This is a genomic window from Novosphingobium sp. 9 (assembly GCF_025340265.1).
Classification (GTDB): domain Bacteria; phylum Pseudomonadota; class Alphaproteobacteria; order Sphingomonadales; family Sphingomonadaceae; genus Novosphingobium.
The window spans coordinates 2,687,124-2,710,308 of record NZ_CP022707.1 but is presented as its reverse complement, the minus strand read 5'-3'; the positions used below and the strand labels follow the sequence as shown (position 1 = coordinate 2,710,308).

The following is a 23,185-nucleotide window of genomic DNA, read 5'->3' as shown; positions in this document are numbered from 1 at the left end:
CAGGCGGGAAGATGGCGGAGACGGAGGGATTCGAACCCTCGGTGCCCCCTTAAGAGCACGACGGTTTAGCAAACCGCTGGTTTCAGCCACTCACCCACGTCTCCGCACTAGTGGCTAGGAGGCGGCCTATAACGAGGGGTTTGCGGGGCGGCAAGGGGCGTTGTTGCGAGAATTGTGCTTTTTGTTGGGGATGGCCCGGTGCGCACACTGGCGGGCGGATTCGTTCCGCCGCAAAACCGACTCGGACTGCCGACCGTTCATTGCCCGGTCAGCCGCGTTGCTTTGTGATGGAAGGTGGACTTTCCTGCGCCGTCGCCCTTCGGATTTCCTGTCCGGGGCCTGCGGCGGCAAGCAGGGCGGACCTGCGGTGGTCCGGCACATAAGGGTGGATTTCAATGCGTTTCAATCAGCACACTCCGGCAACCGTGGAGCGTAGAGGCAGCCTGCGCCGCTGGGCGAAGATCGGCGGCGGCGCGCTGCTCGCGCTCGCCTGCGTGGCGGCACCGGTGAGCGGGGCGATGGCGCAGGTCCGCACCGTCGATCCCGATCAGGCGATTGATGCCGATATCGGCCATCCGGCAACCGCGTCCTCTGGTCAGTCGACGACAAGCCAGTCCACTACCTCTTCGGGCGAACTGCCCGCGTCGAACGGCACGCAGATGCCTTCGCCGCAGGCCAGCGGTTCTGTCTACCCCTCCCAGCCGCTGGATCAGAGCACCGACAACGGCTGGAACCCGAACAGCCCGGCCCAGCCGCCGGTGCAATCGCCGAGTCAGGCTCCGAGCCAGAACCCCGCCTATCCCCAGCAGGGAGGCCCGGTCGCGCCGCCGCCCGGCCAGCCCGGCTCGGACCAGACCTATCACGAGGATGACCTGATCGGCGCCGCCGAAGGCGTGTTCGGCAAGGGCGCCTCGGGCCTCGCCGACCTGATCAAGGACCTGCTCAAGAAACAGGGTGAGCCCGATGCCTATATCGTCGGGCGCGAGGCGGGCGCCGCGCTGGCGATTGGCTTGCGCTATGGTTCGGGCACGCTGCACCACAAGATCGAGGGCACCCAGCCGGTCTACTGGACCGGCCCGTCGATCGGATTCGATGCGGGCGCCAATGCCAGCTCGGCCTTCGTGCTGGTCTATAACCTCTACGATACGGACGACCTTTATCACCGGTTCGCGGCGGGCGAGGGCCAGGCCTATCTGATTGGCGGCTTCACCGTCAGCTATCTGCGGCGCGGCAACGTGGTGCTGATCCCGGTGCGTGCCGGTGCCGGTCTGCGTTTGGGCGCGAACATGGGTTACATGAAATTCTCGCACAAGCAGAACTGGTTGCCGTTCTAATCGGAGCCTTTCTCGCGCCGATACCGTGCTTTGCGAAGGCGCCGTTTCCCCGCTTCCAGGGCAGGGGGAGACGGCGCCTTCGTGCGTTTGCGCAGGCCGAACCGTCGCCTGCGACTTGCGCAACAATATTTCCTGAAATCGCCGGTTGCATGGCGGGTTTTGCGGGAGTAAGCCCCCGCCGCCATGCTTACGAACCTTCAGCAACAGCCCGCCGACGCGCTTCTTGCGCTGATCAAGCTCCACAACGACGACCCGCGCGCCGACAAGATCGATCTTGGCGTGGGTGTCTACCGTACCGGGCAGGGCGACACGCCCGTGTTTGGCGCGATCAAGGCGGCGGAGGCGAAACTCGTCGCCGAGCAGGATTCGAAAGCCTACCTCGGCCCCGAGGGCGACATGGGCTTTGTGCGCGCGCTGATGCCTTACGTGTTCGGTGCCGAGAACCCCGACATGGACGGTCGCATCGAGGGCATGCAGACCCCCGGCGGCACCGGCTCGCTGCGCCTCGCGCTGGCGATGGCGCACAAGGCAGGCGTCAAGCGCCTGATCGTCGGCACCCCCAGCTGGCCCAACCACGCGCAGATCTGCAAGGACATCGGCCTTGAGGTCGTGGAGTTCACCCACGCCACCGCAGAGGGCGTCACCGATATCGACGCGCTGCGCAAGGCGCTGGCAGAGGCTCAGCCCGCCGACGCGATCCTGCTGCACGGTTGCTGCCACAACCCGACCGGCATCGACTACACCGACGCGCAGTGGGACGAGATCGCCGCGCTGCTGGCTGAGACGAAGATCCTGCCGATCCTCGATCTGGCCTATCAGGGCCTCGGCAAGGGCATGGAGGCGGACGCCTACGGCCTGCGCACCGTGCTCGCCGCCGTGCCCGAGGCGCTGGTGTGCTATTCGTGCGACAAGAACTTCGGCCTCTATCGCGATCGCGTCGGCGCGCTCTATGCGATGGTCGCCGACGTCGCCACGCTGGGCGCCGTCATGTCGAACGGCCATTCGCTGGCCCGCGCCAACTGGTCGCAGCCGCCAGACCACGGCGCTGCCGCCGTGCGCCTGATCCTTCAGGACGCGGCGCTGACCGCGCAGTGGCTCGACGAGCTGGACCAGATGCGTGACCGCATGCGTCAGGTGCGCGACAGGCTGGCCGCGGCTGGCACCGCGGGCAAGGCCGACCTCACCCCGATGGGCGGGCAGAACGGCCTGTTTTCGATGGTTCCGGTCAGCAAGGAGCAGGTGCTCGAACTGCGCACCAAGCACGGCATCTACATGGCCGCATCGGGCCGCATCAACGTGGCCGGTCTGACCATGGGCAACATCGACCAGTTCATCGCTGCCGTGGCCGACGTCACCGGCGCGGCTGTGGACGCCTGAGGATCGGCTGATGGATCGCCAGCCGGTTCTCGAAGGGGACCGGCTGGTCCTCCGCCCGCTCACCCAGGATGATTACGCGGCGCTGTTCGCCGTCGCGTCGGACCGCCAGATCTGGGCGGTCCACCCCTCGCACGACCGCTGGCAGGAACCGGTGTTCCGCGATTTCTTCGCCGATGCCATGGCAGGCGGCGGGGCGCTGGCCATCGTCGACAAGGCCAGCGGTGCGGTGATCGGCTCCAGCCGCTTTGGTACGCCCGAGCATACCGGCTCCGGCGAGATCGAGATCGGCTGGTCGTTCCTCTCCCGCGCGTTCTGGGGCACCGGCTACAATGCCGAGTTCAAGCGCCTGATGCTCACCCACGCGCTGGCGCATTACCCGACTTGCGTGTTTCTTGTCGGCGCCGACAATGTCGTCTCGCGCAAGGCCATGGCGAAGATCGGCGGCGAGGTGCTTTCTGGCCGAGATTTCACGGTCGAGCGCTGCGGCGTGCCCAGCCCGCACGTGATCTACGCCATCACCCGCGAAAGCTTCGCCGCAGGGCCGCTGGCCTGAAGACTTAGAGCTAAGGCCTACCCGCACTCCACCGTCAGGTGCGCGAGTTCGTGAACCGGGGCGAGGCGGGTGCGGATGGTGGCGGGCAGGGTGCCGGTGACGCTGACGATCGCGGCGTGGGCCTCGGGGCCGATGCGCCAGACGTGCAGGTCGGTCACGCGCGCGTCGCCGGGGCCTTCGACCAGTTCGCGCACTTCGGCGGCGACATGCGCGTCGGTACGGTCGAGCAGGACGGCGGCGGTATCGCGCATCAGCGTCCACGACCAGCGCGCGATCACCACCGCGCCGACGATGCCCATCACCGGATCGAGCCAGACCCAGCCGAGATAGCGCCCGGCGACCAGCGCGGCGATCGCGAAGATCGAAGTCAGCGCATCGGCCAGAACGTGGACATAGGCCGAGCGTAGGTTGTTGTCGCCATGACCGTGCCCGTGGTGATGGTCATGCGAATGATCATGATGATGGTGATCGTGATGCCCGTGGCCATGAGAATGCCCATGATGATCATGCCCGCCCGCCATCAGCAGAAAGGCGCTGGCGATGTTCACGCCAAGGCCGACGACCGCGATCAGCGTCGCCTCGCCGAAGGCCACGGCGGTCGGCTGGAGCAGGCGCAGCACCGATTCGACGCCGATGCCCAGGCTGATGATTCCCAGCACCATGGCCGAGGCGAAGCCCGCCAGATCGCCCACCTTGCCAGTCCCGAAGCTGTAGGCCGGGCTGCTCGCATGGCGGCGGGCATAGGCATAGGCTGCGGCGGCGACCGACAGCGCGCCCGCGTGCGTCGCCATGTGGAAGCCGTCGGCCAGCAGCGCCATCGAGCCGGTCCAGTACCCGGCGACGATCTCGCCCACCATCATCACGGCGGTCAGCGCGACCACCCACAGCGTGCGGCGCGCGTTCTTGTCGTGCGAGGCGCCGAGGAACATGTGATCGTGCGGCTGGAGCACCGCGATCTCGGGAAGGGTGGCCATGGCGCGGGTCCTTATTTGGAATAGCGGCGGATCACCGCCAGCAGGTCTTGCGCGCCCTGACGGCGCTCGTCGTCGGAGAGGTCGGGGTGGGCGACATGCGCTTCGAGGTGATCGGCGATGATCTCGTCGAGCAGCCCGTTCACCGCGCCGCGCACCGCCGCCACCAGATGCAGGACTTTCGCGCAGTCGGAGCTCTCGTCCGACAGGGCGCGCTCGACGGCATTCACCTGCCCGCCGATGCGGCGCACGCGGGCAATGAGGTCGGCATTCGATTCGTGAAGATGGGCCATATACCCATACCCCCTACCCCTACCGTACATGGAGGTAAAGGGGGGCGTGCAGGGGCGAGCGCCCCGCTTCTGCTCGATAGATGGGGGGACTGCGGGTGGGGCCGTCAGCCCCGCAGCGACTGCATGCGCTGGAGATACCGCGCGAGCACGTCGATCTCGATGTTCACCGCATCGCCCGCCTTCAGCGCGCCGAGCGTGGTGACGTCTGCGGTGTGGGGGATGATGTTCAGCCCGAACAGGCAGGTGCCGTCGGCCTCGTCCGTCACCGAATTGACCGTCAGCGAGACGCCTTCGAGCGTCACCGAGCCCTTGGCGGCAATGTAGGGCGCAAGGTCGGACGGTGCGGCGATCACCACCCGGTGCGAATCGCCCTCGGGCGTGACCGAGGATACGGTGCCCACGCCATCGACATGGCCGGTCACGATGTGGCCGCCCAGTTCGTCGCCCAGCTTCAGCGCCTGCTCCAGATTGAGCGCGCCGCCTTCCACCCAGCGGCCCGGTACCGTGCGCGCGACGGTTTCGGCGGAAATCTGCACCGCGAACCAGGCATCGCCCTTCCGGCCGCCTTTTTCCACCACCGTCAGGCACACGCCCGAGCACGCGATCGAGGCGCCGATGGCGATCGCGGCGGGGTCATAGGGACAGGCGATCACCGCGCGCAGGTCTCCGGCCTGATGGGCCTCGCGGATGGTGCCGGTGGCGGTGACGATTCCGGTGAACATGGGGCAGCTTATCCTTGGCTTTCGCGCGTTTCGTAGATTTCGAGCGTATCGGCGCCGAATTCGCGGCGGTCGGTGCGGTGCCAGCGGCCATGGGCCATGGGCAGCGCGGCAAGGCCGTAGTCGGCAAGGCCGGGGCGACCGCCGATCAGGATCGGCGCGCGGTAGATCAGCAGGCGGTCGACGAGGGCATCGCGCAGAAACGCGGCAGCGGTGCGGGCGCCGCCCTCGACGAACAGGTCCTGCACATGGGGCATGGCGGAGGCGATGTCGGCAGGTTTGCGCAAGGGGTGCCAGCCTTCGGGCACCGCGCCCCAGGTCAGCACCCAGCGCTCGGGCGAGCGGTCCTCCAGCCCCGGCAGGCGCACGTCGAGGCGGGGATTGTCCGTGCGCACGGTGGCGCCGCCGACGAGGATCGCATCGCTGCGCGCCCGCATGGCATGGGTATGCGCGCGCGCCTCGGCCCCGGTGATCCACTGGCTTTCCCCGCCTGCGGTGGCGATGCAGCCGTCGAGCGAGAGCGCGAGCTTGAGCGTGACGCGCGGACGCCCCTGCCGCGCCCGCACGAGGTAGCCTGCAAGGCTGGCCTCGCACGCCGGTGAGGGGACATGCTCCGCCGCGATCCCGGCGGCGCGGATGCGGGCAAGGCCTGCGCCGCTGGTGCGCGGGTCCGGGTCCATGCAGCCGATCACCACCCGTTCGAGCGGCGCGGCGGCGACCAGATCGGCACAGGCAGGACCGCGCGGTGAGACATGCGCGCAGGGCTCCAGCGTGACATAGAGCGTGGCACCGCTTGCGGCTGCACCCGCAGCCTCCAGCGCCATCGCCTCGGCATGGGGGCGCCCGCCGACTTGCGTCCAGCCGCGCGCGATGACCCTACCGTCTTTGACCACCAGCGCGGCGACGCCGGGGTTGGGGCGGCTCAGCGGCCGGGCGCGCGCGGCAAGGGCGGCGGTGGCGGCAAGCCAGCGCGCATCCTCGACGGGGCCTGCGTTCACGGGTTGGTCTTGGTGGGGGCAGAGTGAGGGGAAGGCGCCGCGTTCTCTTCGGCCTTCGCGTCCTTCGCCAGCTTCTCGTCCTCGGCAAATTCCTGTGCGTCGGGCTGGCTGGCGGCGTACTTCGCGCGCTCGGCCTGACGGGCTTCGAAAGCCTTCTGGTCGGCCTTGGCCTTGGCCGCGTTGTCGGCATCGGCCTGAGCGACAATCTTGTCGACGTCCATGCCCGAATAGCGGCCGACCGTCTTGTAGAGGTCGCGCACTTGCGCATCGTTCTTCGCCTGCGCGGCCTCGACGAATTCCTTGCGCTTCTGGTTCTCGACGTTCGAGGCCTCGATCTCGGCATCCGTGCGGCCGGGCTTGAACGTGGAAATCCAGGTGATCTTGGGCGAGGGGTAGGGCGCCTCGCCCTGCTGGCCCGCCATCAGGTAGAACACCCCGAAGGTGGTCGCGGCGGACAGCGCGGCGATCCGCCAGCGGTGCTGCCCCGCCTCCTTCCACACCATGCGGAATTCGGCGACCATGCCGGACGGGTTCACGACGTCTTTCCAGATACCGGAGCGCTTGAAGGGTGTCATCTGCGCCTATGTAGGGCAGGCAGCCGCGAAACGCCAGCGGTGGGTAGGTCCAGTGGCCTCAGCCGAAGGGGCCGTAGAGCGAGCGGCCGTGTTCGCTCAGCCAGCGGTTGGCGTGATGGACATTGCCCTCGAACAGGTCGGCAAGGCATTTGTGGAACGCGGGCGAATGGTCGAAATGGACCAGATGCGCCACTTCGTGGGCCACCACCGAGCGGCGCACGAGGTCGGGCGCCATGATCAGCCGCCAGTTGATGCGGATCGTCCCGCCCGACGAGCACGAGCCCCAGCGCCGCTGCGCGCCCGAAAGCGAGAGCGCGGGCACCGCTTGCCCGGCCAGCGCGCAGTAGTGGGCAAGATCGGGCTCCACCCGCGCGCGCGCTTCGGCCTGGAGCCAGCGCTTCAAGCGGCTTTCGAGCGAGTCGGACGGCCCACCGACATTGAGGATGCCATCTGCGATCCGCACCCGGCGCGGCGCAGCGGGATCGTGGCGCAGCACCAGCGCCTCGCCCCGGACATGCAGGGTGGCGCCGTCCGCCAGCGTGGTCGGCAGCGGGATCTTCGCGAGTTGCCCCGCCAGCCAGTCGCGCCGGGAACGGGCGAAGGCATGGGCCTCACGCGCGGGCACCCAGCGCGGCACCGAGATGCGCACGGCGCTGCCATCGGGGGCAAGGCGCATGGTCATGCGGCGGGCCTGCGCCAGTTGGCGCACCTCGATGGCGAGCACGCGCCCGTCGATCTCGATGGTTTCGGCCTGTCGCGCCTGCGGCGAACGCGGATCGCGCCGCAGCCAGTCGAGCACCGGGGTCAGTCCCGCCGGCCCGAGACGTAAGGCGGGTTGTCTTCCTCATCCTCGTCGTCCTCGACGATTTCCCAGTCCTCACCATGGGGCCAGACGATGTGCTGTTCGAGCGGCCCGGCATCGACCTCGGAAATCACCTTGCCCGCGATCGAGATACCCGCGCGGTGCACCGCCTCGCGGTCTCCACACACCAGATAGTGCCATTCGGGCAGCGGCTCGCCATCGGCGCGCAGGCGATAGGCGCAGCTTTCGGGCAGCCAGGCAAGGTTGCCCGCGTTCTTCGGCGTCAGGCTCATGCAGTCGGGCACGAAGCGGCGACGATGGGCATAGTCGGAACACTGCGCGGTCTTGAGGTTCAGCAGCTTGCAGGCGACGTTGGTGTGATAGATCTCGCCGGTATCGGCATCTTCCACCTTGTGCAGGCAGCACTGGCCGCAGCCGTCGCACAGCGCTTCCCACTCGGTGGTGGAAAGGGTGGAGAGCGGGCGCTCCCAGAAACGGTCGGTCGAAGGGCGGTTCGCGGTCATCTCCGGCGCCTTACTGCATCTCGCCTACTTCACCCACTGCGAAAGCGTCTGCGCGACCGCCTCGGGGCTCTGGTCGATCGGCAGCAGCGCGATCGGCTTGCCGTCGGGGCCCATCAGGTAGGCGGCGCGGGTGTGATCCATCAGATAGCCGCCGCCCGGCGTCGATTCCCCGCGCTTGTAATAGGCGGCAAAGGCATCGGCGGCCTGCTTCACCTGCGCGGCGCTGCCGGTGAGGCCGAGCAGCTTCGGGCTGAAGGCAGCGGTCCATTCGCCCACCACCTGCGGCGTGTCGCGCGCAGGGTCGATGGTGATGAAGATCGGCTGGACTTTCGCGGCGAGCGCCGGGTGCGCTTTTGCAAAGGTGTTGAAGCCCTTCATCAGCGCCTGCATGTCCAGCGGGCAGGCATCGGGGCAGAAGGTGTAGCCGAAGTAGACGGTGGTGTAGCGGCCCCGGAAATCGGACCACTTCACGGTCTTGCCGGTCTTGTCCATCAGCGTGAACGGCCCGCCGACATCGGCGCCTGCCAGCGGCGGCGCCTCGGCGGAAGGCGTCTGGTTGCAGGCGGCGAGCGGCAGGGCGCCTGCCAGCAGCAGCGCGGCGGGCGCAAGCACCGATGCATGGAACGAAACGGGGAAACGGCGGCGGGAGAAGCGCTTGATCATGGCGCCGCCGGTAATGCTCTGCTAGACGCCGCGATGCAAGGCAGGTGCGATGCTGCCGGTGCCGGTTTCGCGCAGGAGAAACTTCGCCGAAGCTGCGGGCCGGGACGAACAGAGAAGGTAAGGCAAGCGTGTCGACAATCGGGAACCGGAAGTTCGCCGTGATGGCTGGGGTTTTCGCTAGAGTGCTGCCGGGCGCATTGCCGGGCGCACTGGCGCTCGCACCTCTGGCGGCAGGCGCCGCGCTGATGGTGGCCAGCCCCGCGCAGGCCTATACCGATCCGTACAAGTTCCTCGATTCGGTGAAGAAGAAGGACGGTGACGCGGTCGAAAAGGCGCTGATGGACACCAACAACCGGATCGTGAACACCAAGGACACGTCGAACGGTGACACCGCGCTGCATATCGTCGTGGCCCGCCGCGATCTGACCTGGCTGAGCTATCTGATCGGCAAGGGCGCGGACGTGAACGTGCAGAACGACAGCAACATCACCCCGTTGCAGGTCGCGGTCGATCAGGGCTGGGCCGATGGCGTCTCGTTCCTGATCGCGCAGCATGCCAATGTCGATCCGGTGAACGATGCGGGCGAAACCCCGCTGATGAGCGCGACGCACCGCAAGAACCTGCAGATCATGCGCCTGCTACTCGAAGCAGGGGCCAACCCTGCCCGCACCGACAATTCGGGGCGCTCCTCGCTCGACTATGCCAAGCTCGACGGCGATCGCGGCGTGCTCGACGTGCTGGGCAGCTATGCCAAGAATGCGAAGGCAACGTCGAACAAGGGCATGTACGGCCCTTCCATTCCCTGATCCGAGGACGATCCGATGACTGACACCGCCCTTTCCGAAGCCCTCACGCTCGACGATCTGCGCGTGGCGCTGGCGCCTGCCGTCGCCTCGGCGGCGAGCTTCGATGGCTGGACGGCCAAGGCGGTAGAGGCGGCGGCGGTGGAGCAGGGCGTCGATCCCGCGCTCGCCGCCTTTGCTTTCCGCGACGGGGCCATGGCCATGATCGAGGCATGGATCGCTTCGACCGACCTTGCCATGAACGCCGCGTGCCCGCGCAGCGATATGGCGCTGCTGCCGATCCGCGAGCGTATCCGCACGCTGGTGTGGACCCGGCTGGAAGCCGCGCGCGGCAAGGAAGAGGCGCTTTCGCGCGCGCTGGCGATCCTGTCGATGCCGCAGAACCTGCGCCGTGCCGCGAAGCTGGGCTGGCGCAGCGCCGATGCGATGTGGCGCCTGGCAGGCGATACGGCGGTGGATTACAACCACTATACCAAGCGCGCGACGCTGGCCGCGCTCTACGGCTCGACGCTGCAGGTCTTCGCGGGCGATGAAAACGCTGACAAGGCCGAGGCCCGCGCCTTCCTCGACCGCCGCATCGCCGGGGTGATGCGCTTCGAGAAGGTGAAGAGCCAGCTCCTGCGCCCCAAGGAAGAGCGTTTCAGCATGACGCGCCTGCTGGGAAGGCTGCGCTACCCTGCTCGCTGATTGCGTTCAAAAGACCGCGAAAAGAAAAGCGCCGGTGGAGTGATCCACCGGCGCTTTTGGTACGAACCGGACTGTGCGGGTTTTGCCGTCAGGTCCGGCCGGCGACCCCCGGGGCCTGGTAGATGTGCTTCAGCTCGGTGAAATCGGCCAAGGCATCGTAGCCGTGGAGACGACCGATACCGCTCTGGCGATATCCACCGGTCTCCACTTCGGGAAGCAGGGGTTGTGGGCATTGATCCAGACGGTGCCGTTGCGCAGGGCACGGGCAAGGCGCAGCGCCGCGCTGCCATCATGGGTCCAAACGCTGGCGGAAAGGCCATAGGTGGTATCGTTGGCGCGCTGGACGGCCTCGGCCTCTGTCTCGAAGCTCTCGATGGTCAGGAAGGGGCCGAAGATCTCTTCCTGCATGAAGAAGGCCCTGGTGTCCTGATGATGGACCAGCGTGGGCGTCAGGAACGCGCCGTTGCCTTCGGGTACGGTGCCTGCGAGCACCACTTCGTCCGCCAGCGCACAGGCCTCGTCGATGCGGGCCTTCACCTTGTCGCGCGAGGGCACGTCGATCAGCGGTCCCATCGCGACCCCGGCATCCAGCCCGTTGCCGATGGGGATGGCGGCGAGGGCATCGGCCAGCACGCGCTTCATCTCCACGAAGCGCGAGGCGTGGACGAGCACGCGGCGCGCGGCAGTACACTGCTGGCCCGAGATGATCGTCGCGGCTGCCGCGATCTGCGGGGCGATGGCGGCAAGGTCGGCATCGGCGAGCACAATGGCGCAGGACTTGCCGCCCAACTCCAGCGAGAGCTTCTTCATCGAATCCGCAGAGGCGCGCATGATGTCCTTGCCCACGTCGGTCGAGCCGGTGAAGCACATCACGTCGACATCGTGCGAGGAGGCGAGCAGCTTCGATCCCGCCGCACCCGTCTCGGCGAAGATGTTGACCACGCCCGCCGGAAGCTGCGGATGGCGCACAAGCGGGGCGAGGAAGGCGGCGTTGAATAGCACCGTTTGCGGTGCGGGCTTGATCACGGTGGTGCAGCCCGCTGCCAGCGCCGGGCCAAGGCCACGCGCCAGCAACACTGCTGGCGCGTTCCACGGCACGATCACGGCCGCGACGCCCGCCGGTTCGCGCAGCACGGTGGAGAGCACGCCGGGGGCAGGCTCCAGCACATGCCCCGGAATGTAGCGGGTGATCCCGGCGTAATATTCGACTTCCGAGATCGCGCCGAGCACTTCGCCTTTCGAGGCGGCCAGCGGTTTGCCGTTTTCGCGCGTCAGCAGTTCGGCAAGGGCATCGACCTGTGTGTGCAGTGCGGCGGCCCAGTCGAGCATCACGCGCTGGCGCAGGCGCGGGGCCATGGGCCAGTCGCTGGTCTCGAAGGCGTGACGGGCGGCGGCGATGGCGGCGCGTGCCTCGGGTTCGCCGCCATCGGCAAAGTGGCCGACGACCTCGCCCGTCGCCGGGTCGATGCTCTGGGCGGCGGGGGTCTCGACGGGCTTGCCGTCGATCCAGTGGGAGGCGATAGCCTGCATAGCGGGCACTTCCATGTCCTGTCTCCTCAATGCGTGACCGAACCGCCGTCGACCACGACGGTCTGGCCGGTCATGAAGTCGCTGTCGGCGCTGGCGAGGAAGGCGAGGGCGCCGGTCAGATCCTCGGGCACCGCCTCACGCTTGATGCAGCGGCTGGCGACGTTGGCCTCCACGATCCGGCCTGCCCAGTCGGCATTGTGCTGGACGTTGGCGCTCATGGTCAGGCCCGGCGCAAGGCAGTTGCAGGTGATCCCGGCATCGCCCAGTTCACGCGCGACCGAGCGGGTCATGCCCACGATCGCGCCCTTGGACGAGACATAGTGCAGCATCATCGGTGCGCCCTTGAACACGGTGCCCGATGCCACGTTGATGATCTTGCCGTGGCCCTGCTTTTTCATCTGCGGGGTGACCGCCTTGATGCACTCGAACGTGCCGCGCACGTTGACGGTCATCACCTTGTCCCACTCGTCGGAGGAAATCTCTTCCAGCGGCTTGAGCGCCAGCGTCGCGAACAGGGCGGCGTTGTTCACCAGCACGTCGACCGAGCCGTAGGTTTCGACCGTCTTTGCGACGAAGGCCGCAAGCGCTGTGGCATCGGTGATGTCGGCTGCCATGGCTAAAGCCTCGGCGCCCTCAGCGCGGATCGCGGCGGCGGTGTCCTCGGGCGCAGCAATGTCACACAGCGCGAGACGGGCGCCGTGCGCGGCGAGCGCCTTGGCATAGGCGGCGCCAATGCCCTGCGCCGCGCCGGTCACGATGATCGCGCGGCCTTCCAGCCGCGTCGTACGGTTCTGGGCCAATCCGGCCATAGTCTTCTCCTTCAAGGCTTCCCCGCCCAAATCTTTGTTTTAAAACTTGAAAGTCGCATTTTGATCCAGTACGGCATCAAGATCGACCTCGGCCTGTCCCGGCACGCGGATGCGCTTGAACTTCATCTCGGGCGCATTGACCGGGATCGTCGCATCGAAGCCGAGCTTGGCGCCCACGCCATCGCGGGTGGAGGGATCGAGCTTGGAGCCCTGGCTTTCCGTTACCAGCAGCAGGTCGCAATCGGCTTGGAAGCGCGTGGCGACGGCCCATTCGACTTCGCGGGCATCGTGGATGTTCACGTCCAGATCGACGACGACCGCGTGCTTGATGTCGTAGTGCGCGGCGAAGGCGGCCATCAGCACGTTCTTGCCCTCGCCGTCCTGTGTCTTGTCGAGCTGGATATAGAGGTGATAGCGCCCGACACCGCCGAGGCCGAGCGCAACATCCACCACGCCCGGAAAGCTGCGGCGCATGGTGGCGAGGATCGAGGCCTCGCGCGGGATCGCGCCCAGCAGCAGGTGCTCCAGCCCGCCGCCGACGATGGTGTGGAACAGCGGATCGCGGCGATGGGTGATCGCGTCCACTTCGATGACGTGACGGTTGTCGCGCTCGCCATAATACTGCGGGAATTCGCCGAAGGGCCCTTCGGGTTCCATGGCATCGGGCAGGATGCGCCCTTCGACGACGATCTCGGCCTCTGCGGGGACGCGCACGTCATTGGTCTTGCACTTTACCACCGGCAGCGCGGCCCCGCGCAGGGTTCCCGCGATCTCCAGTTCGTCATGCCCCAGCGGCACGATGGCCTGGCTCGCCATCATCAGCGAGGGTTCGCAACCGATGACGATGGCGATTTCCAGCGCCTTGCCCATCGCCTTGGCCTTGCGGAAGAAGTTGTCGGTATGGCGCGGCAGCAGCAGCACGCCGATGCGGTTGCGGCTGCTGATCTGGCAGCGGTGGATGGTGACGTTCTGCACGCCGGTTTCGGGATCGCGGCTGATCAGCAGCCCGGCGGTGATGTAAGGGCCGGAGTCATGTTCGTTGTGCGTGGGCACCGGCAGCTGGGCAAGGATATCGACGTCGGTGTGGACGACCTCCTGCACCGGGGCGTCCGCCACCTCGATGCTGGCGACCGGCTCGTCGCAGGCCCGCTTGTAGAGCGCGATCAGCTCGGACGGGGCGACGTCGAGCGCTTCGGCCATCCAGTTGCGGTCCGACAGCAGGCCGCAGATCACCGTCCCGTCCATCGCGCCCACCTTGGGAAAGACGCTGGCTTTGTGACCATCGAGCCGGTTGGCGATGGCGGCGACTTCGTGGACGAGATCGCGATCCGGGTTGGCGATGGCGAGGCGTCCGGTGGCCTGGAGGCGCTCCATCCAGTCGCGCAGCGAGAGCGCGGTGCGTGTGCGGTCGGCTTTCATCGTATCCTTTCCCGTATCCGTTCCTTGCGGCCATTGGATGCGTGGCCGTCTTTGCTGTTTGCGCTGCCAGTCTAAGGCCGTATGCTATAAACCAAAGTAAGGATTGGTGATCTTCAGGATCATCGGCGATGATAAAAAGGTGAGAGCGATTGGACCTGCGGCAGATCAGCTATTTCGTGGCGCTCTACGAAGAGGGCAGCGTGACCCGCGCGGCGGCGCGGCTTTACGTGGTGCAGCCGGCGGTCTCGATGCAACTCGCCAAGCTGGAGAAGGAGTTCGGGCTGCAACTGTTCGAACGTCGCTCCAAGGCCATGGTGCCGACCAGCGCGGGGCGCACGCTCTATCGCCTGGTCGTGCCGGTGCTGCGCGACCTTTCGGTGGCGCGCGAGCATATGGCCAAGCTTTCGGGCGTGATCTCGGGCCGCATTACCGTGGGTATCCTTGCCAGCCTGACCGCCAGCTTCGTGCCCGCCATGCTGATCGACTTCGCGGCGACCTATCCCGAGGTGGAAGTGGACGTGGTGGACGGGTTCTCCTCCACTTTCATCGAGCAGGTGCAGCAGGGCGCGCTGGATTTTGCGATCATCAACAAGCCGCCGCGTCGCCTTGGTCTCGTGTCCGAAACGCTGATCGACGAACAGATGATGTTCGTCACGGCGGCAGGGAAGGCGGCGGACGGCAAGCCGATCGCCGCTGCCGACCTTGCGCAGGCCAAGCTGGTACTGCCCTCGCGCCGCCACGGCCTGCGGCTCGAACTGGACCGCTATTTTCAGGCGCGCGATCTCGATCTGACCATGCGGCTGGAGATGGATTCGATTGACGGTATCTGCGAGACGGTGGCGCGGTCGGACTGGGCGACGGTGCTGCCGAGCCTTGCCATCCGCCGGGAGGCGCTGGCGGGACGACTCAGCACCCGCCCCCTGTCACCGCCGCTCACGCGCAAGCTGGCGATCATCCATCACCCGCGCCACCCGCTCTCCCCCGCCGCCGACGCCTTCATCACGATGATGCGCGAGGCGGCGGTGAAGGCGCTTGGCGGTGACGGACATGCCGTGGCGGTGCAGGACGATGAGAGCGATGATGATCAGGAAGCGTGATGCTATCTCTCAATTCTGCTTATTCGACGTGATGGTGTGTCCGGCCTAGACTGATCGGCCACGATACCGAGGCGACCGGGCCTGAAGTCCGGCGCTTCCGCCTTGAGGAGAGGATAGAGATGACCGCAGACAGCCGCCCGCTGATCGTGGGGATGTCCGGCGCGTCGGGCGCGATCTACGGGATACGCCTGCTGCAGATCCTGCGCGATCTTGGTATCGAGACGCATCTTGTCATGTCGCGCGGGGCAGAGATCACCGTCGCGCACGAAACCGACTGGAAGCTCGCCGCCGTGCGCGAACTGGCGACACAGGTCCACGCGCAGGCCGATATCGGCGCATCGATTGCTTCGGGCTCGTTCCGCACGCGTGGCATGATCGTGGCGCCGTGCTCGATCAAGTCGATGTCGGAGATCGCCTGGGGCACCACGACCGGACTGCTGACGCGTGCCGCCGACGTGGTGTTGAAGGACCGTCGCCGTCTGGTGATGATGGTGCGCGAAACACCACTGCACACCGGGCACTTGCGCACGATGACCCAGGTTTCGGAAATGGGCGCAATCGTCGCTCCGCCGGTCCCCGCATTCTACGCCAGGCCGCAGAGCATCGAGGACATGGTCGACCATACTCTCGGCCGCGTGCTCGACCTGTTCGATATCGACACCCAACTGGTGCGCCGCTGGAAAGCGTGAGAAATCGCGAAGCCAACTTTCAGCAATATGGCCTCGTTCTACTGAACCTTACTCCGGCTTGCGGAACATCTGGATCGCGTTGACGTAGCGCATCACGGTGCGGTCGTGCTGGTTGGTGACGGTGACGGCGATGCGCACAACGCCGCGATCCGGTTTGCTGCGCGAGGGGCGGGCCTCGACGATTTCACGGCGGGCGACAAGCGTGTCGCCGGGGCGGACGGCTTCGCTCCAGGCGAGATCGTCGAGGCCGAGGCCGAGCAGTTCGAGATCGCCGAAAGGGCTGGTCTCGACATAATCGCGCATCACCAGCGCGGCGACTTGCCAGCCGCTGGCGATCACGGTGCCGAAGCGGCCTTTCGCGGCGGCTTCGGGGTCGATGTGCATGGGCTGGGGGTCGTAGAGTTTCGCAAAGGCGATGATCGCCGCCTCGTCCATCGCGATGGGGCGGCCTTCCCACGCGAAGCCGACCTCGATGTCATCCAGCCAGCGCATCGGGGGGCGGGCGGTTTCGGTCGGCTCGGTCATCGCGTGGGGAATCCTTGTGGAGGGGTTAGCTCCCCTTGAATACAGGCTTGCGCTTTTCGTGGAAGGCCTTGACGCCCTCGGCGAAGTCATCCGAGGTGCGCAGGCGCGAATAGCAGTGCCCTTCCAGTTCGATTGCGGTCGAAAGGAACGCGTCGTCGCTGTCGTTGAGCAGCTTCTTGGCGGTGCGCTGGGCGATCGGCGAGAAGCCGATCAGTTCCTTGACGAGGGCGTCGGTTGCGGCTTCCAGTTCGGCATCGGGCACGATCTCGCTGGCAAGGCCCCAATCGTAGGCTTCCTGCCCGGTGACGCGGCGCGAGCGCATCACGATGTTCTTGGTGCGCGCGACGCCGACGATCTTCTGAAGGCGCGCCGAGCCGCCCGAGCCGGGAATCTGGCCCAGCTTCTGTTCGGGCAGGGCATAGCGCGTCGTCTCGGTGACGATGCGGAAATCGCAGGCGAGCGACAGCTCGAAGCCGACACCGAAAGCGAAGCCGCGGTTGGCGGCGATCACCGGCTTTTCGCAGCGCACCGGCGCGGCGATGTTCCAGGCGAGCTTCGAGACATGTTCGGGCGAGGCTTCGAGGAAGCCCATGATGTAGCCGCCCGAGGAGAAGTGCTGGCCGATTGCGCGCACCACGATCACGCGCACGCGGTCATCGGCGTCGAGCGCCTCGAACACGGTTTTCAGCTGGTCGCGCTGGGCCATCGAGATGGTGTTGAACTCACCATTGTCGAGGATGATGTCGCCGCGCTGCTGCTCGGCGTCGATCTCGACGGTGAAGCCTTCGAGGTTGGCATAAGGGTCGGTCATGCGGCGGTATCCTTGATGTCGGAAGTGGGGAGATCGGAAGGGGTGAGTTCTTCGTATTCGCCGGAAACCAGCTTGCGGCGCAGCAGCTTGCCGACCGGCGACTTGGGAATTTCGCGCACGAATACGAAGGCACGCGGGCGCTTGAAGTTGGCGAGCGTGGAGGCGGCGCAGAAGGCGTCCAGCTCCTCGGCGGTGACGGGTTTCGAGGGTGCGACGAACGCGGTGACGACTTTGCCCCAGCGCTCGTGCGGCAGCCCGACGACGGCGACTTCGCCCACTGCCGGGTGCAGCGAGAGCTGGCTTTCGACCTCGACCGGGGAGACATTCTCGCCGCCCGAGATGATCATGTCGTCAAGGCGACCGGTGACGAACAGATCGCCGTCCTCGTCGAAATAGCCGGTGTCGGAGGAGAAGAACCAGCCGTTCTTCAGCGATTTCTCGTTGGCTTCGGGCCGCCGCCAGTATCCCTCGAAGGCCTCGTCGCCTTCCAGCAGCGCGATGATCTGGCCTTCGGTGCCGTGGGGGGCCACGGCTTCGGGATCGTCATGGTCGAAGGCGACCACGCGGATCAGCTGGTTGATGCCCGATTTGCCTGCGCTGCCGGGTTTGGCCTGCGCGTTCTGGTCGATGGTGCAGGTGTAGATCTCGGAAGAGCCGTAGTGGTTGACGAACAGCTCGGGGCCGAACGCGGCATCGACCTGCTTGAGCAATCCGTCGGTCATCGGTGCGCCGGCAAAGCCGATCTTGCGCACCGAGGCGACCCGTTCGGGCGCGAAATCGGGATGGCGCACAATGTCATGGTACAGCGTGGGCACGAGATAGAGGTTCTGGATGCCCTCCTTCTCGATCAGCGTTACCGCCTCGGCGGGATCGAACTTGGGCATGCACACGAAGGTGCCGTTGATGATCGCGGTGGCCAGCAGCGAGCGCACGCCCATCGTGTGATAGAGCGGCATGACACCCAGCGTCTTTTCGCCGTAGCCGTAGAGGTTCTGCGCGACATGGGCGATGGCGGCGGCGCGCTCGGCCCGCTGGCGGCGCGGTACACCCTTGGGACGCGAGGTGGTGCCCGAGGTGTAGAGCATCAGCGACCAGTCGTCGGCCTTGGCGCGCGGCTTTGCAGGCGGGGCGGCGGTATCGGCGATCAGGTCGTCGAAAGCCAGTTCACCCACGCGGGGCGTGTCGAGCGTGATGTGGACTACCGAGCCATCGAGCCCCGCCGAGGCGACGGTCTTTTCCGGCAGGTCCTCGTAGACGATGGCGCAGGCTTCGGCATCGTGCACCGCATAGCTGACCTCGTCGGCCTTGGAGCGCCAGTTGATCGGGGTGAGGATCACGCCCGAGAACTGGCAGGCCCAGTGCAGCGTCGCGGCCTGCCAGCGGTTCTTGAGCACGCTGACGAGGTGATCGCCGGGCTTGAGGCCGATCTTCTCCAGCGAGGCGACCAGCGCGGAAATCCTGGCGTACCATTGTGCGTATGTCAGCCGCACGTCGCCGTCGATGATCGCGATCCGGTCGGGATCGCGCTCCAGCGCGGCGATGAACGTCGTTCCCAGGTCAAGCATGGGTCATGGTCTCCTTGTCGCCCGCATCGGGGGCATTGTCCTCTCCCGAGGCGTCTCTCTCGGCCAGCAGCCGATCGCGCGCGGCAAGGGCCGCCGTCAGGATCGGGGCGTAGCCGGTGCAGCGGCACAGATGGCCGGAGAGCACCTCGCGAATATCGTCCTCGCTTGCATCCGGGCGGGTGCGCAGCAGCGCGTCGAGGCTCATCAGGAAGCCCGGCGTGCAGAAGCCGCACTGCAATCCGTGATGTTCACGGAACGCCTCCTGCAGCACCGAGAGGGTGCGTCCGCCGTCTTGCGACAGGCCTTCGACCGTGCGCACATCAGCGCCATGGGTCTGCACGGCCAGCGCGAGGCACGAGCGGGCAAGGCGCCCGTCGATCTGCACGGTGCAGGCGCCGCAGACGCCGTGCTCGCACCCGACATGCGTGCCGGTGGCGCCGATCTCGTGCCGCAGGAAGTCGCTCAGCAGCAGCCGCGGTTCGGCCAGGCCGGAGACTTCGCGGCCGTTGAGCGTGAAGGTGACGGGGTGGCGCGTATCGGCGTTCAGGCGCGGCATCTTGCGGCCTCCTCGATAGTGCGGGCGCCCATCTGGCGAACGAGGTCGCGGCGATAGCGGGCGCTGGCGTGAAGGTCGTCGCGCGCATCCAGTTCCCAGGCGAACTGGTTGAGCGCGTCGGCAAAGTCGGGTGCATCGGGCAGCGGCAGTTCGCGCCGGGCGGGCATGTCCGCCACACCGCCGATGCCGAGCACGGTGCGGGTCTCGTCCACCATCGCCGCGCAGGCGACGATGGCGAAGTCGCCGTGGCGACGCCCGATCTCGTTGAAGGCATAGCCGGTGCCGGATCTGGCGAGCGGGATGGAGACCGCCTCGATCATCTCGTCGTCGGCTTTGGCGGTGGCCATCATGCCGGTCATGAAATCGGCAGCGGCCAGCGTGCGGCGCTTCTTCGCCGTGCGCAGGTGGACTTCACCGCCCAGCGTCAGCAGGGTCAGCGGCAGTTCGGCGGAAGGGTCGGCATGGGCGATCGAGCCGCAGACGGTGCCGCGCGCTCGGGTCTGCGCATGGCCCACCCATGAAAGTCCGGCAGCGAGCAGGGGCTGGCGCCGGGCAAGGTTCTCGATGCCGAGCACCTGTGCCTGTCGCACGCCCGCGCCGATGCGCAGGCTGCCGCGCTCTTCGCGTACTTCGGCCAGTTCGGGGACGTGCATCACGTCGAGCAGGACCTTGGGCCGGGCTAGGCGCATGTTGAGCATCGGCAGCAGCGACTGACCACCTGCGATCACGCGGGCATCGCCGCCCTCGCGCCGCAGCAGGTCGAGCGCTTCATCGATATGGCCGGCGCGCAGATAATCGAACGGGGCGGGCTTCATTTGCCGACTCCCGCCATTGCGAAGATCCGCTTGAGCCACAGCGGCACGCGCAGCTTCGCACCGCTGGAGCCACCGGCCTTGCGCGCCAGAGCCTCGAAGAACTGGCCGATGACGACGCGCGCGGCGCCGTCCAGCAGACGTCCGCCGATGGCCGCCACCTTGCCGCCGACAGCGGCTTCGTAGTTGTAGGCGATGGTGGTGCGGCCATTCTCTTCGGTGAGCGTGATGCGTCCCGTGCCTTGCCCGGAGCCGAGTGCCCCCTCGGTGCCGCCCGCCAGCGTGACGGCATTGGGTTCGTCGAGGTCGGACAGCGCGATGCGGGCGGTGTAGCGTCCCTTGACCGGACCGATACCGAGGGTGACGTCGGCGGTGAATTCGGTGTCGGATACCTTTTCCACGCCATGCGCGCCGGGGATGATCGTCATCAGCTGGTCGGGATCGAGCAGCATGTTCCAGATCTGCTGGCGCGGGGCATCGACGGTGGCCTGACCGGCACCGGTCAACGCGCGCTCGCCGGGGCCGGTCTTCGTCGGCTTGGGCTTTTGCATGACCGGTTTGGAAGGTTGCGGTTCCTCGCCATGAATGAATTCGGCGAGCTTGGCGGGGGTGATCGGCAGGGTGATCTCTGCGATGCCCAAAGCGTCGGCTACGGCGTTGGCGATGCACACCGGGGTCGACATGCAGTTGCCTTCGCCCACGCCCTTGGCGCCCAGCGGGGTGAAGGGGGAGGGCGTCTCGTGGTGCAGGATGGTGAGGGGCGGCGTTTCGGTGATCGTCGGGATCAGATAGTCGGCCAGTGTGCCGGTCAGCAGGCTGCCGTCGGGCGCATAGGCGCTTTCCTCGTACATCGCGGCGCCAAGAGCATGGACGAAGCCGCCCGTGACCTGCCCCTCGACCATGCCGGGGTGCAGGATGCGCCCGCAATCGTGCATGGTGACGTAGCGGTCGAAACGGATCTCGCAGGTCTCGCGGTCGATCTCGATCGCGCAGATGTCGAAGATGAAGCCGTGGCACAGCGAGGAATTGACGCGGTCCTGTCCATCCGGCGCGGTCAGTTGCGGGGGGGACCAGAACGCGGTTTCGCGAATGGTATGGTCGATCCCCTGCGGCAGTTCGCCCGGAGACCAGTGGCTGGACGAGGCGATGCGGGCGAAAGGCAGCGACTTTTCCGGATTGCTGCCGTGGACGCGGCCGTTGGCGAAAACCACGTCCTCCACCTCGACCTTCAGCTGCGCGGCGGCAACCGTTGCCAGCTTGGCGCGGATACGGTCGCAGGCGATGCGCGCGGCCCCGGCAACGGCGGCGGCGAAACGGCTGGAATAGTTGCCCGAGGCGATCGACCAGGCATCCTTGCCGGTGTCGAGGTCGGTGACGACGCTGATGTCCTTCGGCGCCAGTCCCAGCCCGTCGGCGACAACCTGCGAGAGCACTGTGCGGTGGCCCTGACCCTGCGGCACCGAGGAGACGTGGACACTGACCGATCCCACCGCGTCGATGGAGATCGTCGCGGTCGCCTGCGCACCGTTTTTGGGGCCGGCCTTGGCGCGTTGCTCGGGCGTCAGGACAGCGGTGATATAGCCCATGTTCGAGACGCTGGGCTCGATCGCGGCGGCAAAGCCGATGCCATAGAGCCGCCCTTCGGCACGCGCCTGCTTCTGGCGTTCGCGCAAGTCCGCAAGGCCGCCTTCATCGAGCGCGCGGGCGGTGGCGGCCTGGTAGTCGCCGCTGTCGTAGAGCGCGCCGGTGGCGGTGCGATAGGGGAAGGCATCGGCGGGAATGTAGTTGCGGCGGATCACCTCCACCGGATCGAGGTTCAGTTCCACCGCGATGCGCTGCACCAGCCGCTCCAGCGCATAGTACATCTGCGGGCCGCCGAAGCCGCGATTGAGGCCGGTCGGCATCTTGTTGGTCATGACCAGCCGGTTGCGGATTTTCACGTTCTGGATCGCGTAGGCACCGGTCATGTTGCCGTGCATGCGATAGAGCGTGGCAGGCTCCGGCGCGCGCAGATGGGCGCCGGTGTCTTCCAGCTGGTCCCATTCGAGCGCGGTGATGCGGCCGTCCTCCTCCACCGCGGCGCTCAGCGTGGTGACGCGGTTGGTGGCGACGCAGGAGGCCATCAGGTGTTCGAGGCGGTCCTCGATCCACTTGACCGGACGGCCCGCAACGCGCGCGGCGACCGAGATCAGCACGACGTAGGGAAAGATCGCCTGCTTGATCCCGAAACTGCCGCCGCTGTCGCCCGGTGTCCGCAGGCGCAGGCGGTTGCCCGGCACGTTGAGCGCGCGGGCCATCACCGCGTGGATCGAGAAAGGCCCCTGGAAGTTGGCGGTGACATCGTAGCTGTCGGTCCCGGCATCGTATTCGGCGACGACACCGTAGGTCTCTATCGGCGTGCAGGCGCTGCGGGGATAGCGCACGGTCGTTGCGATCCGGTGCGGCGCGGCGGCGAAGGCGGCTTCGGGATCGCCGTAGGTGAACTCGCGCGTGTTGGCGAGATTGCTGCCAAGGCCATCGTGCAGCACCGGCGCATCCGGTGCGAGCGCGGCCTCCGGGTCGATCACCGAAGGCAGAGTCTCGTAATCGACCTTGATGAGATCGAGCGCGTCTTCGGCCACATAGCGATCGCGGGCGACGACGACCGCTACCGGCTCGCCGAAATAGCGCACCTTGTCGACCGCCAGCGGCCAGCATTCGATGGGGATCTTCAGGCCGACGACAAGGCTGTTGGTCAAGGCCTGAATATGCTCGGCCGTGACGACGGCATAGACGCCGGGAAGCGCTTGCGCCGCTGTCGTGTCGATGCCGCGAATGCGGGCGTGGCCACTGGCAGAGCGCAGGATCGCGGCGTGGGCCGTGCCCGGCCGCACACCCAGATCGTCGACATAACGCCCGCGTCCGGTGAGCAGGGCGGCATCCTCCACACGGGGAAGATCCTGCCCGACCCAAGCCTTTGCATCCGGGGTGGGGGCGTCCGGGGAACGGCCTTCGGTCGCGGGTACGGTACGGGAAGCGGGTGCCGACACTGTCATCCTCTGCCGCCCGTCGCATCGGCCATGCAGGCCGACGG

At 67.0% G+C, this 23,185-nt stretch carries 24 protein-coding genes and 1 tRNA gene; 7 read left to right on the top strand and 18 right to left on the bottom strand.

Annotated features, from left to right (window positions below; all coding sequences use genetic code 11):
• Positions 1-12: 12 nt before the first annotated feature.
• A tRNA-Ser gene (locus tag CI805_RS13300) sits at positions 13-104 on the bottom strand.
• 291 nt (positions 105-395) lie between these two features.
• Between CI805_RS13300 and CI805_RS13295 the strand changes: the two genes are divergently transcribed.
• The 3 genes from CI805_RS13295 to CI805_RS13285 all read left to right on the top strand — a co-directional run bounded on the left by CI805_RS13295 (position 396) and on the right by CI805_RS13285 (position 3,264).
• Positions 396-1,334, top strand: a complete 939-nt coding sequence (locus CI805_RS13295; protein ID WP_409934901.1) for an EipA family protein — start codon at positions 396-398, stop codon at positions 1,332-1,334.
• Positions 1,335-1,517: 183 nt separating this feature from the next.
• On the top strand, positions 1,518-2,711 hold the full coding sequence (locus tag CI805_RS13290) for an aromatic amino acid transaminase (RefSeq protein WP_260924191.1): 1,194 nt from the start codon (positions 1,518-1,520) through the stop codon (positions 2,709-2,711).
• A 10-nt stretch (positions 2,712-2,721) separates the two neighbouring features.
• Positions 2,722-3,264: a GNAT family N-acetyltransferase gene (locus tag CI805_RS13285; protein ID WP_260924188.1), complete on the top strand. Its 543-nt coding sequence runs from the start codon at positions 2,722-2,724 to the stop codon at positions 3,262-3,264.
• Between the two features lie 17 nt (positions 3,265-3,281).
• Here CI805_RS13285 and dmeF read toward each other — a convergent pair whose 3' ends face one another.
• From dmeF to CI805_RS13245, 8 genes are all read right to left on the bottom strand, one after another.
• Complete coding sequence (dmeF, locus tag CI805_RS13280; RefSeq protein ID WP_260924185.1) at positions 3,282-4,238, bottom strand: CDF family Co(II)/Ni(II) efflux transporter DmeF; 957 nt, start codon at positions 4,236-4,238, stop codon at positions 3,282-3,284.
• A gap of 11 nt (positions 4,239-4,249) precedes the next feature.
• Positions 4,250-4,528, bottom strand: coding sequence for a metal/formaldehyde-sensitive transcriptional repressor (locus CI805_RS13275; protein WP_260924169.1), 279 nt, complete (start codon positions 4,526-4,528; stop codon positions 4,250-4,252).
• A 104-nt stretch (positions 4,529-4,632) separates the two neighbouring features.
• Entirely contained in the window at positions 4,633-5,250 is a 618-nt protein-coding gene (locus CI805_RS13270; protein ID WP_260924166.1) for a riboflavin synthase, read from the bottom strand.
• 8 nt (positions 5,251-5,258) lie between these two features.
• The gene (ribD, locus tag CI805_RS13265) at positions 5,259-6,245 is read right to left on the bottom strand and encodes a bifunctional diaminohydroxyphosphoribosylaminopyrimidine deaminase/5-amino-6-(5-phosphoribosylamino)uracil reductase RibD (RefSeq protein ID WP_260924162.1); all 987 of its coding nucleotides are present in this window, start codon (positions 6,243-6,245) and stop codon (positions 5,259-5,261) included.
• Positions 6,242-6,820: a hypothetical protein gene (locus CI805_RS13260; protein ID WP_260924159.1), complete on the bottom strand. Its 579-nt coding sequence runs from the start codon at positions 6,818-6,820 to the stop codon at positions 6,242-6,244. The genes ribD and CI805_RS13260 overlap by 4 nt, the downstream gene beginning before the upstream one ends.
• Before the next feature lie 58 nt (positions 6,821-6,878).
• Positions 6,879-7,619: a M48 family metallopeptidase gene (locus CI805_RS13255; RefSeq protein WP_260924157.1), complete on the bottom strand. Its 741-nt coding sequence runs from the start codon at positions 7,617-7,619 to the stop codon at positions 6,879-6,881.
• A 5-nt stretch (positions 7,620-7,624) separates the two neighbouring features.
• The gene (locus CI805_RS13250) at positions 7,625-8,146 is read right to left on the bottom strand and encodes a YcgN family cysteine cluster protein (RefSeq protein ID WP_260924155.1); all 522 of its coding nucleotides are present in this window, start codon (positions 8,144-8,146) and stop codon (positions 7,625-7,627) included.
• A gap of 24 nt (positions 8,147-8,170) precedes the next feature.
• Positions 8,171-8,809: an SCO family protein gene (locus tag CI805_RS13245; protein WP_260924152.1), complete on the bottom strand. Its 639-nt coding sequence runs from the start codon at positions 8,807-8,809 to the stop codon at positions 8,171-8,173.
• Between the two features lie 161 nt (positions 8,810-8,970).
• Between CI805_RS13245 and CI805_RS13240 the strand changes: the two genes are divergently transcribed.
• The gene (locus CI805_RS13240; RefSeq protein ID WP_260924150.1) at positions 8,971-9,615 is read left to right on the top strand and encodes an ankyrin repeat domain-containing protein; all 645 of its coding nucleotides are present in this window, start codon (positions 8,971-8,973) and stop codon (positions 9,613-9,615) included.
• 15 nt (positions 9,616-9,630) lie between these two features.
• Positions 9,631-10,299, top strand: a complete 669-nt coding sequence (locus tag CI805_RS13235) for a COQ9 family protein (RefSeq protein WP_260924148.1) — start codon at positions 9,631-9,633, stop codon at positions 10,297-10,299.
• A 129-nt stretch (positions 10,300-10,428) separates the two neighbouring features.
• On the opposite strand, the gene CI805_RS13230 is transcribed toward CI805_RS13235, so the two are convergent.
• Genes CI805_RS13230 through CI805_RS13220 form a run of 3 tightly spaced genes read right to left on the bottom strand, consistent with a single transcriptional unit; the run spans position 10,429 to position 14,057 of the window.
• Entirely contained in the window at positions 10,429-11,844 is a 1,416-nt protein-coding gene (locus CI805_RS13230) for an aldehyde dehydrogenase family protein (RefSeq protein ID WP_260924146.1), read from the bottom strand.
• Positions 11,845-11,855: 11 nt separating this feature from the next.
• The gene (locus CI805_RS13225) at positions 11,856-12,638 is read right to left on the bottom strand and encodes an SDR family NAD(P)-dependent oxidoreductase (protein WP_260924144.1); all 783 of its coding nucleotides are present in this window, start codon (positions 12,636-12,638) and stop codon (positions 11,856-11,858) included.
• A gap of 39 nt (positions 12,639-12,677) precedes the next feature.
• Positions 12,678-14,057 carry a UbiD family decarboxylase gene (locus CI805_RS13220; protein ID WP_260924142.1) on the bottom strand — a complete coding sequence of 460 codons (1,380 nt, stop codon included), beginning with the start codon at positions 14,055-14,057 and terminating at the stop codon, positions 12,678-12,680.
• A 149-nt stretch (positions 14,058-14,206) separates the two neighbouring features.
• Here CI805_RS13220 and CI805_RS13215 point away from each other — a divergent pair, with 149 nt between their 5' ends.
• The gene (locus CI805_RS13215) at positions 14,207-15,154 is read left to right on the top strand and encodes a LysR family transcriptional regulator (protein WP_260924139.1); all 948 of its coding nucleotides are present in this window, start codon (positions 14,207-14,209) and stop codon (positions 15,152-15,154) included.
• A gap of 119 nt (positions 15,155-15,273) precedes the next feature.
• Positions 15,274-15,843: a UbiX family flavin prenyltransferase gene (locus CI805_RS13210; protein WP_260924137.1), complete on the top strand. Its 570-nt coding sequence runs from the start codon at positions 15,274-15,276 to the stop codon at positions 15,841-15,843.
• 48 nt (positions 15,844-15,891) lie between these two features.
• Here CI805_RS13210 and CI805_RS13205 read toward each other — a convergent pair whose 3' ends face one another.
• Genes CI805_RS13205 through CI805_RS13180 form a run of 6 tightly spaced genes read right to left on the bottom strand, consistent with a single transcriptional unit; the run spans position 15,892 to position 23,039 of the window.
• The gene (locus tag CI805_RS13205) at positions 15,892-16,368 is read right to left on the bottom strand and encodes a MaoC/PaaZ C-terminal domain-containing protein (protein WP_260924134.1); all 477 of its coding nucleotides are present in this window, start codon (positions 16,366-16,368) and stop codon (positions 15,892-15,894) included.
• A gap of 25 nt (positions 16,369-16,393) precedes the next feature.
• The gene (locus CI805_RS13200; RefSeq protein ID WP_260924132.1) at positions 16,394-17,179 is read right to left on the bottom strand and encodes an enoyl-CoA hydratase/isomerase family protein; all 786 of its coding nucleotides are present in this window, start codon (positions 17,177-17,179) and stop codon (positions 16,394-16,396) included.
• The gene (locus tag CI805_RS13195; RefSeq protein WP_260924129.1) at positions 17,176-18,744 is read right to left on the bottom strand and encodes an AMP-binding protein; all 1,569 of its coding nucleotides are present in this window, start codon (positions 18,742-18,744) and stop codon (positions 17,176-17,178) included. Before CI805_RS13195 ends, CI805_RS13200 begins: the two co-directional genes overlap by 4 nt.
• Positions 18,737-19,300 carry a (2Fe-2S)-binding protein gene (locus CI805_RS13190; RefSeq protein WP_260924126.1) on the bottom strand — a complete coding sequence of 188 codons (564 nt, stop codon included), beginning with the start codon at positions 19,298-19,300 and terminating at the stop codon, positions 18,737-18,739. Before CI805_RS13190 ends, CI805_RS13195 begins: the two co-directional genes overlap by 8 nt.
• On the bottom strand, positions 19,288-20,115 hold the full coding sequence (locus CI805_RS13185) for an FAD binding domain-containing protein (RefSeq protein WP_260924124.1): 828 nt from the start codon (positions 20,113-20,115) through the stop codon (positions 19,288-19,290). The genes CI805_RS13190 and CI805_RS13185 overlap by 13 nt, the downstream gene beginning before the upstream one ends.
• Positions 20,112-23,039, bottom strand: coding sequence for a xanthine dehydrogenase family protein molybdopterin-binding subunit (locus CI805_RS13180; protein ID WP_260924122.1), 2,928 nt, complete (start codon positions 23,037-23,039; stop codon positions 20,112-20,114). Before CI805_RS13180 ends, CI805_RS13185 begins: the two co-directional genes overlap by 4 nt.
• Positions 23,040-23,185: the final 146 nt, after the last annotated feature.

Bases quoted from the DNA above. Each gene is read 5' to 3' on its own strand.
- CI805_RS13275 (WP_260924169.1), bottom strand. From the start codon at position 4,528: ATGGCCCATCTTCACGAATCGAATGCCGACCTCATTGCCCGCGTGCGC.
- CI805_RS13195 (WP_260924129.1), bottom strand. From the start codon at position 18,744: ATGCTTGACCTGGGAACGACGTTCATCGCCGCGCTGGAGCGCGATCCC.
- CI805_RS13230 (WP_260924146.1), bottom strand. From the start codon at position 11,844: ATGGAAGTGCCCGCTATGCAGGCTATCGCCTCCCACTGGATCGACGGC.
- CI805_RS13190 (WP_260924126.1), bottom strand. From the start codon at position 19,300: ATGCCGCGCCTGAACGCCGATACGCGCCACCCCGTCACCTTCACGCTC.
- CI805_RS13220 (WP_260924142.1), bottom strand. From the start codon at position 14,057: ATGAAAGCCGACCGCACACGCACCGCGCTCTCGCTGCGCGACTGGATG.
- dmeF (WP_260924185.1), bottom strand. From the start codon at position 4,238: ATGGCCACCCTTCCCGAGATCGCGGTGCTCCAGCCGCACGATCACATG.
- CI805_RS13210 (WP_260924137.1), top strand. From the start codon at position 15,274: ATGACCGCAGACAGCCGCCCGCTGATCGTGGGGATGTCCGGCGCGTCG.
- CI805_RS13250 (WP_260924155.1), bottom strand. From the start codon at position 8,146: ATGACCGCGAACCGCCCTTCGACCGACCGTTTCTGGGAGCGCCCGCTC.
- CI805_RS13290 (WP_260924191.1), top strand. From the start codon at position 1,518: ATGCTTACGAACCTTCAGCAACAGCCCGCCGACGCGCTTCTTGCGCTG.
- CI805_RS13270 (WP_260924166.1), bottom strand. From the start codon at position 5,250: ATGTTCACCGGAATCGTCACCGCCACCGGCACCATCCGCGAGGCCCAT.
- CI805_RS13205 (WP_260924134.1), bottom strand. From the start codon at position 16,368: ATGACCGAGCCGACCGAAACCGCCCGCCCCCCGATGCGCTGGCTGGAT.
- CI805_RS13240 (WP_260924150.1), top strand. From the start codon at position 8,971: ATGGCTGGGGTTTTCGCTAGAGTGCTGCCGGGCGCATTGCCGGGCGCA.
- CI805_RS13295 (WP_409934901.1), top strand. From the start codon at position 396: ATGCGTTTCAATCAGCACACTCCGGCAACCGTGGAGCGTAGAGGCAGC.
- CI805_RS13285 (WP_260924188.1), top strand. From the start codon at position 2,722: ATGGATCGCCAGCCGGTTCTCGAAGGGGACCGGCTGGTCCTCCGCCCG.
- CI805_RS13185 (WP_260924124.1), bottom strand. From the start codon at position 20,115: ATGAAGCCCGCCCCGTTCGATTATCTGCGCGCCGGCCATATCGATGAA.
- CI805_RS13200 (WP_260924132.1), bottom strand. From the start codon at position 17,179: ATGACCGACCCTTATGCCAACCTCGAAGGCTTCACCGTCGAGATCGAC.
- CI805_RS13235 (WP_260924148.1), top strand. From the start codon at position 9,631: ATGACTGACACCGCCCTTTCCGAAGCCCTCACGCTCGACGATCTGCGC.
- CI805_RS13225 (WP_260924144.1), bottom strand. From the start codon at position 12,638: ATGGCCGGATTGGCCCAGAACCGTACGACGCGGCTGGAAGGCCGCGCG.
- CI805_RS13260 (WP_260924159.1), bottom strand. From the start codon at position 6,820: ATGACACCCTTCAAGCGCTCCGGTATCTGGAAAGACGTCGTGAACCCG.
- CI805_RS13245 (WP_260924152.1), bottom strand. From the start codon at position 8,809: ATGATCAAGCGCTTCTCCCGCCGCCGTTTCCCCGTTTCGTTCCATGCA.